The organism is Amycolatopsis mediterranei, assembly GCF_026017845.1.
Lineage (GTDB): Bacteria > Actinomycetota > Actinomycetes > Mycobacteriales > Pseudonocardiaceae > Amycolatopsis > Amycolatopsis mediterranei.
Genome location: NZ_CP100416.1, coordinates 4,248,495 through 4,262,774, shown reverse-complemented (window position 1 = coordinate 4,262,774; position 14,280 = coordinate 4,248,495). Strand labels below are relative to the sequence as shown.

11 protein-coding genes and 1 pseudogene are annotated in these 14,280 nt (G+C 70.1%); 9 read left to right on the top strand and 3 right to left on the bottom strand.

The window, feature by feature from the left end:
• Positions 1 to 33: 33 nt before the first annotated feature.
• From ISP_RS19750 to ISP_RS19735, 4 genes and pseudogenes are all read left to right on the top strand, one after another.
• Positions 34 to 1,344 carry an MFS transporter gene (locus tag ISP_RS19750; RefSeq protein WP_013225576.1) on the top strand — a complete coding sequence of 437 codons (1,311 nt, stop codon included), beginning with the start codon at positions 34 to 36 and terminating at the stop codon, positions 1,342 to 1,344.
• Entirely contained in the window at positions 1,341 to 1,871 is a 531-nt protein-coding gene (locus ISP_RS19745) for a (2Fe-2S)-binding protein (RefSeq protein WP_230468849.1), read from the top strand. Before ISP_RS19750 ends, ISP_RS19745 begins: the two co-directional genes overlap by 4 nt.
• A gap of 4 nt (positions 1,872 to 1,875) precedes the next feature.
• A pseudogene (locus ISP_RS19740) lies at positions 1,876 to 2,591 on the top strand (FAD binding domain-containing protein).
• Entirely contained in the window at positions 2,588 to 4,783 is a 2,196-nt protein-coding gene (locus tag ISP_RS19735; RefSeq protein ID WP_013225572.1) for a xanthine dehydrogenase family protein molybdopterin-binding subunit, read from the top strand. The pseudogene ISP_RS19740 and the gene ISP_RS19735 overlap by 4 nt, the downstream one beginning before the upstream one ends.
• A gap of 20 nt (positions 4,784 to 4,803) precedes the next feature.
• On the opposite strand, the gene ISP_RS19730 is transcribed toward ISP_RS19735, so the two are convergent.
• Positions 4,804 to 5,697 carry a helix-turn-helix transcriptional regulator gene (locus ISP_RS19730; protein WP_013225571.1) on the bottom strand — a complete coding sequence of 298 codons (894 nt, stop codon included), beginning with the start codon at positions 5,695 to 5,697 and terminating at the stop codon, positions 4,804 to 4,806.
• A 100-nt stretch (positions 5,698 to 5,797) separates the two neighbouring features.
• Between ISP_RS19730 and ISP_RS19725 the strand changes: the two genes are divergently transcribed.
• The 5 genes from ISP_RS19725 (at position 5,798) to ISP_RS19705 (ending at position 9,038) form a co-directional block, all read left to right on the top strand.
• The gene (locus ISP_RS19725) at positions 5,798 to 7,186 is read left to right on the top strand and encodes an MFS transporter (protein ID WP_014467011.1); all 1,389 of its coding nucleotides are present in this window, start codon (positions 5,798 to 5,800) and stop codon (positions 7,184 to 7,186) included.
• Positions 7,183 to 7,512, top strand: a complete 330-nt coding sequence (locus ISP_RS19720) for a carboxymuconolactone decarboxylase family protein (protein WP_013225569.1) — start codon at positions 7,183 to 7,185, stop codon at positions 7,510 to 7,512. The genes ISP_RS19725 and ISP_RS19720 overlap by 4 nt, the downstream gene beginning before the upstream one ends.
• A 17-nt stretch (positions 7,513 to 7,529) precedes the next feature.
• Positions 7,530 to 7,937: a (R)-mandelonitrile lyase gene (locus tag ISP_RS19715; protein ID WP_013225568.1), complete on the top strand. Its 408-nt coding sequence runs from the start codon at positions 7,530 to 7,532 to the stop codon at positions 7,935 to 7,937.
• A 135-nt stretch (positions 7,938 to 8,072) separates the two neighbouring features.
• Positions 8,073 to 8,297, top strand: coding sequence for a hypothetical protein (locus ISP_RS19710; protein ID WP_013225567.1), 225 nt, complete (start codon positions 8,073 to 8,075; stop codon positions 8,295 to 8,297).
• A gap of 324 nt (positions 8,298 to 8,621) precedes the next feature.
• Positions 8,622 to 9,038: a hypothetical protein gene (locus ISP_RS19705; protein ID WP_141748469.1), complete on the top strand. Its 417-nt coding sequence runs from the start codon at positions 8,622 to 8,624 to the stop codon at positions 9,036 to 9,038.
• Positions 9,039 to 9,248: 210 nt separating this feature from the next.
• Here ISP_RS19705 and ISP_RS19700 read toward each other — a convergent pair whose 3' ends face one another.
• Positions 9,249 to 11,321: a PQQ-dependent sugar dehydrogenase gene (locus tag ISP_RS19700; protein WP_013225566.1), complete on the bottom strand. Its 2,073-nt coding sequence runs from the start codon at positions 11,319 to 11,321 to the stop codon at positions 9,249 to 9,251.
• A 54-nt stretch (positions 11,322 to 11,375) separates the two neighbouring features.
• Complete coding sequence (locus tag ISP_RS19695; protein ID WP_014467010.1) at positions 11,376 to 14,189, bottom strand: glycoside hydrolase family 2; 2,814 nt, start codon at positions 14,187 to 14,189, stop codon at positions 11,376 to 11,378.
• Positions 14,190 to 14,280: the final 91 nt, after the last annotated feature.

The window sequence follows — 14,280 nt, the reverse complement described above, 5'->3', positions numbered from 1 at the left end:
CGGCCCACGCCGGCCACCCGAGGAGAAGATCACATGGACACCGGGACCACTCCCGGCCGCCTGCCCGCCGTCGTCTGGGTGCTCGCCGCGGGCACCTTCCTGATGGGGACCACCGAGTTCGTCGTCGCCGGGCTGCTGCCCGAACTCGCCGGGGACCTCCACGTCAGCGTGTCGCAGGCCGGTTTGCTGATCACCGCCTTCGCGCTCGGCATGATCGTCGGCTCGCCCACCATGGCGCTGGCGACCCTGCGGTTGCCGCGACGCCGGACGCTGGTCCTGGCGCTGGCCGTGTTCAGCCTCGGCCACGTCTTCGCCGCCCTGTCCGGCTCCTTCGCGATCGTTCTCGCCGCCCGCGTCGTCACCGCGCTGGCGACCGGGGCGTTCTGGTCCGTCGGCGTGGTCGTCACCACGGCCGCCGTCGGCCCGCGCGACTCGACGCGCGCCCTCGGCGTCATGATGGGCGGCCTGACGCTGGCCAACGTCGTCGGTGTGCCGCTCGGCGCCTTCGCCGGCCAGGTCACCGGCTGGCGAGGCCCGTTCTGGGCCCTGGCCGTGCTCTCGGCCCTCGGCGCCGCGGCGATCGGGCGGTTCATCCCTGCCGCTGAGCAGCGGGCCGAGGTGTCCGTGCGGGCCGAACTCCGGGCCCTGCGCCACGGCCGGCTGTGGCTGGCGCTGGCCGCCGCGATGCTGATCATGGGCGGGGTCCTGGCCGCCTACAGCTACTTGACCCCGCTCCTGACCGGCCGCGCCGGCCTCCCGGCCGGCGTCGTCCCGCTCGCGCTGATCGCCTTCGGCGCCGGTGCTCTCGGCGGCACCGCGGCGGGCGGCCGGCTGGGCGACCGGCGGCCGCTGGCGACCACCCTCATCGCGGCCGCGGCCACCTCCGGCGCCCTGTTCCTGATGATCCCGCTGTCCGCCAGCCCCATCGCCGCCATCGCCCTCGTCTTCCTGATGGCGCTGACCGGCTTCACCGTCAACCCCGTCGTCACGGCACTCGCGGTCCGCTTCGCCGGTGACGCCCCCACCCTGACGTCCGCCTTGAGCACGTCGGCCTTCAACACCGGTATCGCGGCGGGGACCGCCATCGCGGGCACAGCCCTGGATTCGCTCGGGGTGACCGGACCGCCCCTGGTGGGGGCCGTCATCGCCGCCCTCACGCTGCTGCCGCTGGCAGCTCTCGCGCGCCTTGGCAAGGTACTGCCGGTACACCCTTCACCGGAGACTCCCTCGCCGCGGAAAAGCCTGGTCGAATCGCTCCCATGTCGCCCGAACCCCTCGAACGGACCGAACCGGACTCACCGCCGAGCCTTCGCCGGCGCACGTTCCTCGCCGCCTCGGCCGTGAGCGGCGCCGCCGTCGTGGCCGGACCACCGCTGCTGGGCACCGCCGCCGCCGCGGACAGCGCGCCGAGCAGCCAGGTCTCGTTGACCGTCAACGGAACCCGGCACACCGTCACCGTCGACAACCGGACGTCTCTGCTGGACCTGCTGCGCGAGCACTTCGGACTCACCGGCACGAAAAAGGGCTGCGACGCCGGTGCGTGCGGCGCCTGCACCGTGCTCGTCGACGGCCGGCGGATCAATGGGTGCCTCACGCTGGCGGTGCGTCTGGAAGGCGCGCACGTCACCACCATCGAGGGCCTCGCCGACGCCGACGACGGCCCGCTGCACCCGCTGCAGCAGGCGTTCGTCGACCAGGACGCCTTCCAGTGCGGGTACTGCACCCCCGGGCAGATCATGTCCGGCGTCGGCTGCATGCAGGAGGGCCACACCGGGTCGCCGGAGGAGATCCGGGAGTGGATGAGCGGCAACATCTGCCGCTGCGGGTGCTACGTGAAGATCGTCAAAGCCATCCAGCAGGCGGGGAGCTGATCCGATGGAGTCCTTCTCCTACACCAAAGTGCCCGACGTCCGGGCCGCGGTCGCGGCCGGGCAGCGGGGCGCACGCTTCATCGCCGGCGGCACGACGCTGGTCGACCTGATGCGCGAGACCGTGGAACGTCCCGGCACCCTGGTCGACATCGCCAAGCTGCCACTCACCGGCCTCTCCCCCACCGCCGGCGGCGGTCTGCGGATCGGCGCGCTGACGCGGATGGCCGACGCGGCCGCGGACCCGCGGGTGCGCTCGGCCTTCCCGGTGGTGTCCGAGGCGCTGGGGCTGAGCGCTTCCGCTCAGCTGCGCAACATGGCCACCATCGGCGGCAACATCATGCAGCGCACCCGGTGCACCTACTTCCGGGACGTGACCGCGAACTGCAACAAACGCGAACCGGGCTCGGGATGCGCCGCCCTCGACGGCTACAACCGCGGCCACGCCATTCTCGGCGGCTCCGCAGCGCGGTCGCCCTCCACATCCAAGGCGGAGTGATCCGCGCCGCGAAGATCGCCGCCGGCGGCGTGGGCACCGTCCCGTGGAAGCTTCCCGCCGTCGAACGGTACCTGCTCGGCAAGCGGCCCTCGGATTCGCTGTGGACCAAGGCCGCGCAGCGAGCCGCGGACGGCGCCCGGCCGCTGCGGCACAACGGGTTCAAGGTCGAACTGCTCAAGCGCACGGTCGAACGCCAGCTGCGCGTCGTGGGAGGCACCCGATGAGCCAGCCCCGCACCGCCGTCGGCACCCCGCAGTCCCGAGTGGACGGACGCCTCAAGGTCACCGGGCGCGCACGCTACGCCGCCGACCAGCCGACTTACGGAGTCCTATACGCCGCCGTCGTCGACGCCAGCGTCGGACGCGGCCGCATCACGGGCATCGACGATGGCGCCGCTCGCGCCCACTCCGGTGTTCTCCGCGTGCTCAGCCACCTCAACGCACCCCGGCTGCCCTATGTGGACAATCCGGGATCGAACAACCCGGCGCCCAACTCGCGGCTGCGGGTCTTCCAAGACGACCGGGTGCGGTTCTTCGGCCAGCCGGTCGCGGTCGTGGTCGCCACGACCTGGGAAGCCGCGCAGCAGGGAGCACGGCTGGTGCACGTGTCCTACGCCGCCGAGCAGCCGGTCACCGACCTGACCACCGCCCCGGCCGACCCGCCGACGACCTACGCGCGCGGCGACGCCGACCGGGCGTTGAACAGCGCCCCGGTCCGGCTGGACCTGACCTACCGGACCGCCCGCAACCACCACAACCCCATGGAACCGCACGCCACCATCGCCCGCTGGGACGGCGACCGGCTCACCGTCTGGGACAAGACCCAATGGGTCATCGGCGGCACCCAGCAGGAGCTCGCCGCCGTCTTCGATATCCCGCAGACCGCTGTCCGGGTGATCTCCCCGTTCGTCGGCGGCGCGTTCGGCAGCGGCCTGCGCGCCTGGCCGCACACCACGATCGCCGCACTCGCCGCCCGCGAGACCGGGCATCCGGTCAAGCTCGTCATGACACGCCGGCAGCTGTACTTCGGCACCGGGTTCCGGCCCGCCTACTCCTACCGGCTCCGGCTCGGCAGCGACCGCACCGGACGGCTGACCGCGATGACGCACGAAATCCGCGGCGAAACCTCCAGCTACGAAACGTTCACCGAAGCGATGCTGGCGCCCGGCCAGATGCTCTACTCCATGCCGAACGTCCGCCAGTCGTACGCGACCGTGCCCCTGAACGTGAACACCCCGATCTGGATGCGCGGACCCGGCTACGCCTCCGCCGCCCTCGTCATCGAATCCGCGATGGACGAGCTCGCGCACCAGCTCGGCCTCGACCCCATCGAACTGCGCAAGCGCAACGAACCGACCGTGGACGAGTCCAGCGGCCAGCCGTTCTCCACCCGCCGGCTGCGCGAATGCTACGACGCCGGCGCCCGGGAGTTCGGCTGGCAACGCCGGAACCCCAAGCCAGGCGCCACTCGCGACGGCGACTGGCTGATCGGCACCGGCATGGCCGCCGCCGTCTACGACACCGCCCGCGCCCCCGCACAGGCCCACGTCCGGCTCAACGCCGACGGCACCGCACTGGTCCAGTCCGCGACCAGCGACATGGGCCCCGGCACCTACACCTCCATGCCCCAGGTCGCCGCCGACGCCCTCGGCCTGACCATGGACACCGTCCGGTTCGAACTCGGCGACTCGCTCATGCCCCCGACCCCGCCCCACGGCGGCTCCATGACCATGGCCAGCGTCGGCTCCGCCGTCCAGGACGGCTGCGACAAGGTCCGCCGCCAGGCCATCACGCTCGCCGTCAACGACCCGCGATCCCCGTTACACGGCGTCGATCCCGACAGCATCATCGTCCGAAAAGGACGAATGTCCGTCAAGAACGACCCCACGCACGGCGAGACCTACCGGCAGCTGCTGGCCCGCACCGGCCGCGATCACCTCGAGGTGATCGGGTCGTGGGCACCGCCGGAGCACGACCGGTTCTCGATGTACGGCTACGGCGCGGTGTTCGCCGAAGTCGCCGTCGACGCCCGTCTCGGGCTGGTCCGGATCCGGCGCATGCTCGGCGTTTACGACGCGGGCCGCATCGTCAACCCCAAGCTCGCCGACAGCCAGGCCCTCGGCGGCATGGTCGGCGGCATCGGCGCCGCCCTGCTGGAGCACACCGTCACCGACCCGCGCGACGGCCGTATCGTGAACGCCAACCTCGCCGACTACCTCGTCCCGGTCAACGCCGACATCCAGAACCTGCGCGCGATCTACCTCGACGGCGAAGACCGCGAAGCCGACCCCCTCGGTGTGAAGGGCTTGGCTGAGCTCGTGCTGGTCGGCGTGGCCCCGGCGATCGCCAACGCGGTCTTCCACGCCACCGGACGACACATCCGAGAGTTCCCCATCACCGCTGACGCCTTGCTGTGAAAACCATCCGTGCGCACCGGTCAACGGCCGGCCGGAAGCCGCTCCGTGGCCGCCCAGGTGGCGAGCAGCTGCAACCGCTCGGCCGAGCCGGAATCGGGGCGGGCCGCGTAGGCGGTGAGCGTGAGCCCGGCGTCGGCGGAGAGCTCCATGGCTTCGAAGTCGAGGGTCAGCTCGCCGACGACCGGGTGGCGGAAGTGCTTGGTGCCGGTGCGGTGCAGGCGGACGTCGTGGGCGGCCCAGCGGGTCCGGAAGTCGTCGCTGCGGGTCGACAGCTCGCCGACCAGGTCGGACAGATCCCGGTTGTGCGGGTCGCGGCCGGCTTCCGTGCGCAGGATCGCGACCGAGGTGTGGCACGACTTGTCGTAATCGGGGAAGTAGTCGCGCGCCGCGGGATCGAGGAACCCGAACCGGGCGAGATTGGGCAACGCGGCTTCGCTGGGACGCGTGGGGCTGTCGAACACCGGCGAGTACAGGGCGCGGCCGAGCAGGTTGGTGGCGAGGATGTCCAACCGGCCATTCCGGACGAAGGCGGCCGTCGAGGTCATGCTGTCGAGGATCTGCTGCACCACCGGCCGCACCCGGTGCGGCGACCGGCGCCGCTGCGCGGCGGTACGAGGCCGGCCCGCGGCGTTGGCGGCGCGGGCGAGGTCGAACAGGTAGACCCGCTCGGCCTCGTCGAGCTGCAGCGCCGCGGCGATCGCGTCCAGGACGCTGTCGGAGTCGCCGGCGAGGTTGCCCTTCTCGACGCGCGTGTAGTAGTCGGCGGAGACACCGGCGAGCAGGGCGACCTCTTCGCGACGCAGGCCGGCGACGCGGCGGTTGCCGCCGTAGTGCTGCAGCCCCGCCTGCTCCGGGGTGATCTTGGCCCGGCGGGTGACCAGGAAGTCACGGACCTCGGTGCTCTTGGTACTCACCCTCCCACGGTACGACAGGTCCGGCCCGCGAAGGGGGTTCTGTCATGACCCGGAACGACGCGACCTCCCGCCCGCGGACGGCAACATGTTTGCTGGTGAGGTGACCTCTTCCGAGACGACCACGACCATGACCCGGCCGGCGACCGGTGCCGTCGCCACGCTGGCGGCGGCCCTGCTGGGCTTCTTCGTCGTGACCTTGGACGCCGTCATCGTGAACGTCGCCCTGCCCGCGATCCGAGCCGACCTGGGCGGCGGCATCACGGGCCTGCAGTGGGTGGTCGACGGCTACACGCTCCTGTTCGCCGCGTTCCTGCTCTCGGCCGGCTCGCTGACCGACCGGATCGGCGCGAAGCGGGCGTTCGGCCTGGGCGTGGGGATGTTCGTGCTGTCTTCGCTGGCTTGCGGCGTCGCCCCGGCGCTGCCGGCCCTCGTCGTCTGCCGGTTCCTGCAAGGAGCCGCGGCCGCCCTGGTGATGCCCTCGTCGATGGCCCTGATCGGCCAGGCCTTCCCCGATCCGGCACGCCGCGCCAGGGCTGTCGCCGTGTGGGCGATGGGCGGGGCGGTCGCCTCGTCGGTCGGGCCGGTGCTGGGTGGCGTGCTGACGCTGGCGAGCTGGCGGTGGATCTTCCTGATCAACCTGCCGGCCGGTGCCGTGGCCCTGGCCCTGCTGGCTCGCGTGGCACCTTCAGCACACCATCGAGTGCCGTTCGATCGCTACGGCCAGGTCACCGGCGTAGTCGCCATGGCCGCCCTGGTCTACGGCGCCATCGAGGCCGGTCGCGGCGGCTTGACCGCTCCGCAGGTCGTGGCCGCCTTCGCCCTCGCCATCGCGAGCATGACCGCGTTCGTGCTGGTCGAACGGCGAGTCGCCGCTCCGATGCTGCCGTTGGACCTATTCCGGTCACGGACAGTGGTCACCGCGGTCCTGATCGGGTTCGCGTTCATGGTCGGCTACTACGGGATGCCGTTCGTGGTGAGCCTGCTCCTGCAGCAGAACGGGCTGTCCGCCGTGCAGACCGGCACGGTGTTCCTGCCGATGATGCTCGCCGGGCTCGTGCTGACTCCGCTCGTGCCGCGGCTGACCGAACGGGTGAGCACCCGTCCGGTGGTCACGGCCGGGCTGGTGCTGATGGCCGCCGGTCTCGTCGTCCTCGCCCTCCTGCCCGCGACGACACCCGGCTGGGTGACTGCCGCGGTCATGGTGCTCGTCGGCCTCGGCGGTCCGGCCGTGATCCCGCCGGTGATCACGGTGCTCCTCGGCGCCGTCGGCCCGGCTCGGACCGGTACCGCGAGCGGCGTGCTCAACACCAGCCGCCAGCTCGGCGGCGCGCTGGCCGTCGCCGTGTTCGGCGCGCTCTTGAACGCTCCCGCGGGGTTGGCCGCCGGGACGCGGGTCAGCCTCCTGCTGGCCGCGGGCGTCACGGCCGCAGCGGCTTTCGCCGCGGTCGCACTTCCCGTGAGAACAAGATCAACGAAAGGATTCCGATGACCGACGACAGCCGTCCCGAGCCGTCCGGCGCACAGAAGATGTTCGGCGACTTCGCACCCGCACTGGTGCACTTCACCGACGGCGTGCTCTTCGGCGAGGTGTGGAAGCGCACCGAGCTGACGCCGAAGGAACGCAGCCTCGTCACGGTGGCCGCGCTGGCCACGAACGGCAACACCGAGCAGCTGGTCTTCCACCTCGGCCTGGCCAAGGAGAACGGCAACACCGAGGCCGAGCTCATCGAGGCGCTCACCCACCTGGCCTTCTACGCCGGCTGGCCCCAGGCCATGGCCGCGATGGCCGTCGCCAAGCAGGTCTTCCGCAACTGACCTCCAGGGAGAACACCGTGGACTTCATCCCCGTAAACGCCACCGTCAAGACCCCGGCCGAGCGCTTCACCGGCGACGTCTACCTCACGATGATCAAGACACCCGAGCCACCGTCGCGCTTGGTCGCTTCCCTGGTCCGGTTCACCCCCGGCGCCCGCACGAACTGGCACTCCCACGCCGTCGGGCAGACCCTCCACGTGACCGAGGGCGCCGGCCTGGTCGTCAACCGCGACGGCCAAGTCATCCGCATGCGCGCCGGCGACACCGTCTGGACCCCGCCCGGCGAGGAACACTGGCACGGCGGCACGAACACGAACTGCATGAGCCACATCGCGATGCTCGAAGGCCCGGAGGAGGGCGGCGACGGCACCACCTGGCTCGAGCCCGTGACCGACGAGCAGTACACCGCCGCACACGGCGATTGACGCGCTTTGGCAGGCATTTGTTGGTGCGGGTCGCGTCCGCCGAGCGGTAGGGGGTTCGCCGGCCGGCAATCCGGTCCACCCCGGCGGCTGAGCACGAATTTCGTCTCGCCGTCGGCGAGCCAGCCGACGAGCCCCGTGGGCGGGTACGCCGTGCAGCCGGCCAAGCGCGCGGGGGCGTACGTCATCGCCACCGCGAGCCCGCCCAGCAGCGACATCGTCAAGGCGACCGGTGCGGACGACATCATCGACCACACCGCCACCTCGGTGCTTGACACGGTGACCGAGCCCGTCGATGTGCTGCTGAACCTGGCCCCGATCACCCCGCCGGGATTCACCGCCCTGGTGACCCGGGGTGCGTGATGGCGGCGTGGTCGTCTCCACTACACCGACCGTGACGACATCCGGCAACGAGGCGCGAACCGTACGCGCGGCCGCAATCAAAACCATCTCCGAATTTTCAAGGGCAATCCGGAAGCCGAGTGAAGCCCATAGATCATTTGATGGCCGCACCACAAAGTAGATCATTGGATACGCGCAGCGAACACCGTTAAGATCTTTATGCGATCGACAATCTTACTACTAGCCCGTTAGAGTGAACCTGTCACACCTCGTGTAACATTCCCTTTATTTCTCCGACTTTGACCGACAACGCCCATTACCCAGGAGGTCACCGATAGAATTCAGATGACGGTCAGCTCGATCACCAATCAAAGAGCTTCGAAAGAAGAAGGTCAGAAAATGGCCATTACCTCCATTCAAAACGTCGGCAACATCACCGGAGAACAGGTCGTCTTTGTCAACCTGGAATCCTCCGGAAACAACCGAGTGGTCGACAACGGTGCATTCTTGTCGGTAGGGAACTGCTGGGTACCCTGGTGCGACCGGGGAAACCAGTACGCTCAACACCACATCGAAATCAGACAGGGCACCAAAATCCTCTACGCAATCTGGCAGAAGAGGGACGAGATCCTCTATTCAACGACCGACGACTTCAACGAAGCCAGACCAGTGCAATCAACCGGCAACAACGGCAAGATTGCGATTGGCAGAGCCTACAATCTCGTCATTTCACCAGAAGAAATCAAAGCAACACTGACATAGTTGACAAAGTGAACCATCAAGCGCATCGATGTGGTAAAAGTTGCCGTTGAAGCGCCCGTGGAGCCCGACAAGTGCGGCTTCGCCGTCGGCGCTGGGGGGAGCACCCTCGCTGAGGTCTGCTCCCTCCAAATTTCAGGCTCGAGCCGAGAAGCCAGGCAGCCCACGAGGTATACCCCGGGGAACGTCGCAGAAGCTGCCGGGGTCCGGCGGTTATCCGCCGAGGGTGACGTGGAAGATCTTCTCGTTGCTGTTGTCGGGAATGCTGTCCTTGTCGCCGTTGTTGGTGGTCGTCAGCCACAGGCCGCCGTCGGGTGCGGGTTCCACCGTGCGCAGCCGTCCGTACGTGCCGTTGAAGTACGCCTGGACGTCGGTCAGGTCGCTGCCGCTGATCACCTCCCGGTACATCCGGGTCCCGCGTTCGCAGGCGACGTAGAGCACGTCGCGGACGATGGCGATGCCGGAGCAGGAACCGTCCGCCGTGGGGTAGGTCCGCTTCGGCGCGATGAAGCCCGCGGTGCCGCACGTCCCGGAGGTGCCTTCACACGCCGGCCAGCCGTAGTTGCCGCCCTTGGTGATCAGGTTGGTCTCGTCCATGATCGAGTTGCCGAACTCCTGTTCCCACAACCGCCCTTGGGAGTCGAACGCGAGCCCCTGCGGGTTGCGGTGGCCGTAGCTCCACACGTAGGTGCCGAACGGGTTGTCCGAGGGCACGCTGCCGTCCGGGTTCAACCGGAGGACCTTGCCGTTCAGACTCGCTTTGTTCTGCGCGTTGTCGCCGTTCTGGGCGTCGCCGGTGGTGGCGTAGAGCTTGCCGTCGGGCCCGAAGCGCAGCCGCCCGCCGTTGTGGTACTTGTTGCGCAGCAACCCGGTGAGCAGTACCTGCTCGGTCCCGAGCTGGTCGTTCTCCAGCTTGATCCGCACGATCCGGTTGTCGGACGGCGAAGTGTGCATCAAGTAGAGCCAGTGGTCACCGGCGAACCCGGGCGAAACGGCCAGGCCGAGCAGGCCGCCCTCCCCGTCGGTGTTGTCGACCCCCGGAACCGTGCCGACGCTGGTCTTGGCCCCGGTGGCCGGGTTCAGGTGGACGATGTCGTGGGCGTCGCGCCGGGTGTAGAGGATCGTGCCGTCCGGCAGCGTCACCAGACCCCACGGGATGTCCGTGTCGGTCGCGATCTGCGTCACCGCGCACACGGAGGCACCGCAGGCCGCGCCGGTCGTCACGGTCGTGGACGTGCTGGGCGGCGAGACGTTCGCCTGGGCGTCCCGCGCGACGACGTAGTACGAGTAGCTCGTGTTCGCCGCCAGCCCGCTGTCGACGAAGGTGGTCGCGGGCGGCGCGGTGGCGGTCCCGGTGACGGCGCCGACCTTGGCCCCGCCGCGGTAGACGTCGTAGGCCCGGACGCCGATGTTGTCCGTGGCCGCGGCCCAGTTCAGGGTCACCGTGGTGCCGGAGGCGGCGGCGGTCAGGTTCGTGGGTGCGCTCGGCGCCTGATCGTCCGGCTGGCACGGCGGGGGCTTGATCGAGACCGTGGCGCCGGCCTGGGAGACGTTGCCCGCGGCGTCGCGCGCGTTGACGTAGAGGCCCCAGGCCGCGCCGGCGACGACGGTGAGGCTCGTCGACAGGGTGGTCCCGCTCACCGACTTCATCGACTGGCCGTCGTGGTAGATGTCGTAGAACGCCACGCCCACGTTGTCGGTGGAGGCGTCCCACGAGAACGTCACCGCGTCGCAGACCAGGTCGCTCACCCGCGGGTTGCCCGGCACGCTCGGCGGCTGGGTGTCACCGAGGGAGGTCCGCCACTTCTGGTTGTCTCCCCCGGTGCACGTGTACAGCCCGACCAGGGTGCTGTTCGCGGTGCCCGCCCCGGTGACGTCCAGGCAGAGGCCCGACTGCACGCCGGTGATGGTGCCGTCGGCGTTGATCCGCCACTTCTGGTTGGCGCCGCCGTTGCAGGGGTAGATCTGCGCCTCGGCCGGGGATGTGGTGCTCGCGCCGGCGACGTCGAGGCACATCGCGGGGTCGTAGACCCGCAGCTCGCCCGCCGCCGTGAACGTCCAAGCCTGGTTGGCATGGCCGTTGCAGTCGTAGATGTTGACGCGCGTCTTGGCCGCGGTGCTGTTGCCGACGACGTCGAGGCACCGTCCGGACGCCACGCCGGTCACCGTGGACCCGGCAGCCGCCGCGGTGGCAGCGGGCACGACCGCCGTCACCGCGGCGACGGCGGCGATCACCGCGGTCACGACCCGCAGGCGCGACCACCGACGGGAGCTCGAGGGGAACATTCCGTTGACCTTTCACTATGGGTCGGCTCGGACTGCTTCTCCGGTGGGCGTGTCTCACGCGTCGAAGCGGAAATACACGGTGCGGTGGTAGTCGCCGGTGGCCGTGTTCGGGCGGCTCTCCGGGCCCAGCGCCGCGACGCCGTGGAACTTGTTGCCGATCGGCGCGATGCCGTCGAGGAGCGAGATTCCCCCGGCCGGGTAGGTGACCACGGCGTTTTGCGGGTCCGGGCCCACCGCCGGGGTGAACAACCGCAGGAACAAGCCCTCCTCCGCGGCGACCACCGTAACCGCGCCTTCGGTGGTGTCCAGCACCGCCCAGCAGGTCCGCGCGTGGTAGCCCTTGAACTCCGGGTAGGCGAACCCGCTCGCCCCGGTCGCGGTGTCGTTGTACGGCTTGTGCCAGACGTCGGGCTGCACCCCGCGCAGCCGGTTCTTGTAGACGCGGTACGGCCCGTCCCCGAGCCAGGTCAGGCCCCGGACGTTCGCCTCCGGGTAGTCGAAGTTCACGCCGAGGTGGTCGTGGTCGCCGGTGGCGCGGTAGCGGTACTCCAGCCGCAACCAGCCGTTGGCGTCCAAGCGCCAGCGCACCGACGTCAGGTCGCCGCTGTAGTCGGCCTGCACGACCCAGCCGGTGCCGTCGCGGAAGTGGCTGAACCCGGTGAGCGTGGCCGTCCCGCCGGCCGGGGCGGGGCCGTTGGCCAGCGACACCGGCGTGCTGCCGCGGCGCACGCCGGTCAGCCGCCCGTCGGCCTTGCCGATGGTGACCCGGGTGCCCCCGGCGACGAGCGTGACGTCGGCGGCCGTCTCGGCCGCGGTGACGCTGCCCGTGGTCGCCGGCTTGACCAGGCCGGCCGCGAAGTCCGGCGCCTTGCGGATGCGCCACGTCCAGCCCGCGACGTCCCGGCCGGTCGGATCGGTCACGCTCAGCCGCAGCGCGTCGGCGCCGGTCCAGTCGGCGGGCAGGCCGAGCGTCACCGCGCCGGTGGCCCCCGGCGCGACATCCGGCGCGCCCGCCTCGCCTTGGGCGAGCACCCGGTGACCGGATCCCCCGCCGGGTGCGGGGAACGCCAGCAGCTGCCAGCCGAACCGGCACGTCCGGAGGTTCGTGAAGTCGTACCGGTTGACGAGCTTCACCGTCTTGTCGAACGACGCCGGAAAGACCGAGTCGTAGTAAGCGGGATTGGCCGGCTGGACCGGTGACCAGATGTCCTTGATCGTGAAGAAGCTGCCTTCTTTCTCCCGGTACGGCCCGAGAATGCCGTCGGGAGCGCGGCTGCCGTTGGTGTCAAGCACCCCGCCACGGTCGTCACGCACGACGCTTTCGTCGACGAGCGCCCAGATGAACCCACCCGCCGAGCGCTGCGCCCCGCCCATCAGTTTCCAGTAGTCGTTCAACCCGGCTCCGGCGCCGCCGTCGTAGAGGCCGTGCAGGAACTCGGTCGGCATGAAGATCGTGGCGCCGGCGACCTTGCTCGCGGTGCTGCTGTAGGTCTGGTAATGACTCGTGTCGACGCCGCTGAACGTCGTCCACGGGTGCAGCACCGCCCGCCGCTGGGGGTCGTACCGGCCGAAGTCGTCGTCCAGCGCCGTGTTCCAGCCGCCTTCGTTCCCGTTGTCCCAGAACAGGATCGACGGGTGGTTGACGTCGCGTTCCACCAGCGCCTCGACCAGCGGCGCCCCGACGCCCTCGTCGTAGTGGTGCTGCCAGCCGGTCAGTTCGTCCAGGACGTAGAGCCCGAGCTCGTCGCAGAGGTCGAGGAAGTACGCGTCCGGCGGGTAGTGCGACATCCGGACGGCGTTCATGTTCATGTCCTTCATCAGCCCGATGTCCAGCCGGGCCAGGCGCGGGCTCGAGGCCCGGCCGGAGGTCGGCCAGAACGTGTGCCGGTTCGCTCCTTTGAGGACGATTCGCTTCCCGTTGACGTAGATGCCGTCGCCGGTCCGGACTTCGACCGTGCGGAACCCGAAGCGCTCGACGACGCTGTGCAGTGGCACGCCGGTGGCGCTCGCGAGCGTCAGCTCGAGCTGGTGGAGGTTCGGCGTTTCGGCCGTCCACAACCGGGGCTGGGCCGCGGTGGTGCTCAGGGTCGCACTGGTCGCGCCGCTCCCGACGGCGACCGAGAAGGCGCCGCCGACGGCCGTACCGTCGAGCCGGCGCAGCTGCGCGGTCAGCCGGGCCGCCGCGCTCACCCCGGCGAGCGTGACCTGGGCGGCGAAGGTCCCGTCCGCGCGGGCTTCGATCGCGACGCGGTCGATCCCGGCGGCCGGGTACGCCTGCAGCGACACCGGCCGGAAGATCCCGCCGAAGTTCCAGAAGTCACCGCGGCGCTCGGCGTCGTTCACCGAATTGTCCGCCGATTCCTTGCTGACGGTCACCTCGAGCAGATTCGCCTCGCCGAGCCGCAGCAAAGCCGTCACGTCGTAGCGGAAGCGGTAGAAGCCGCCCTGGTGCACCGGCCCCGCCGAGACCCCGTTGACCCGCACGTCGGCGTCGGTCATGGCCGCCTCGAACACCAGGAAGATCCGCCGCCCGGCCCACGACGCCGGCGGCGTGAACGAGTGGCGGTAGTGGCCCTTCTCCGTCGGGACGAGGTCGCCGCCGTAGTGGTAACTGCCGAAGCCGTGGCACTCCCAGTTCGACGGCGTCGGGATCGTGGCCCACTCCCCCGCGCGCCGCCCGGCCGTCACCTGGAACTCCCAGTCGACGGTGTGGTCGGCGTCGGCCCCGGTCAGGAGCATGGTCTGAGTCACCGGAACGGCAGGCGCCGCACCGGCTCCGCCCGGCGGCGGGACGTTGAGCGCGGACAGCCCCGCGCCGGCCGCACCCACCGTGCCGATGACCAACGCCGTGCGACGATCGAATTCCACGGTGCCTCCGAAAGACTGGGAGGTGAAGTCCGCCGACGCGCCCGGATGGTAACCGAAGAATAGGCGCGATCTGATATATGACACACCATAC

Excerpts from the sequence above, each read along its gene's own strand:
- ISP_RS19750 (WP_013225576.1), top strand. The coding sequence starts at position 34 with ATGGACACCGGGACCACTCCCGGCCGCCTGCCCGCCGTCGTCTGGGTG.
- ISP_RS19735 (WP_013225572.1), top strand. The coding sequence starts at position 2,588 with ATGAGCCAGCCCCGCACCGCCGTCGGCACCCCGCAGTCCCGAGTGGAC.
- ISP_RS19720 (WP_013225569.1), top strand. The coding sequence starts at position 7,183 with ATGACCGACGACAGCCGTCCCGAGCCGTCCGGCGCACAGAAGATGTTC.
- ISP_RS19705 (WP_141748469.1), top strand. The coding sequence starts at position 8,622 with ATGACGGTCAGCTCGATCACCAATCAAAGAGCTTCGAAAGAAGAAGGT.
- ISP_RS19700 (WP_013225566.1), bottom strand. The coding sequence starts at position 11,321 with ATGTTCCCCTCGAGCTCCCGTCGGTGGTCGCGCCTGCGGGTCGTGACC.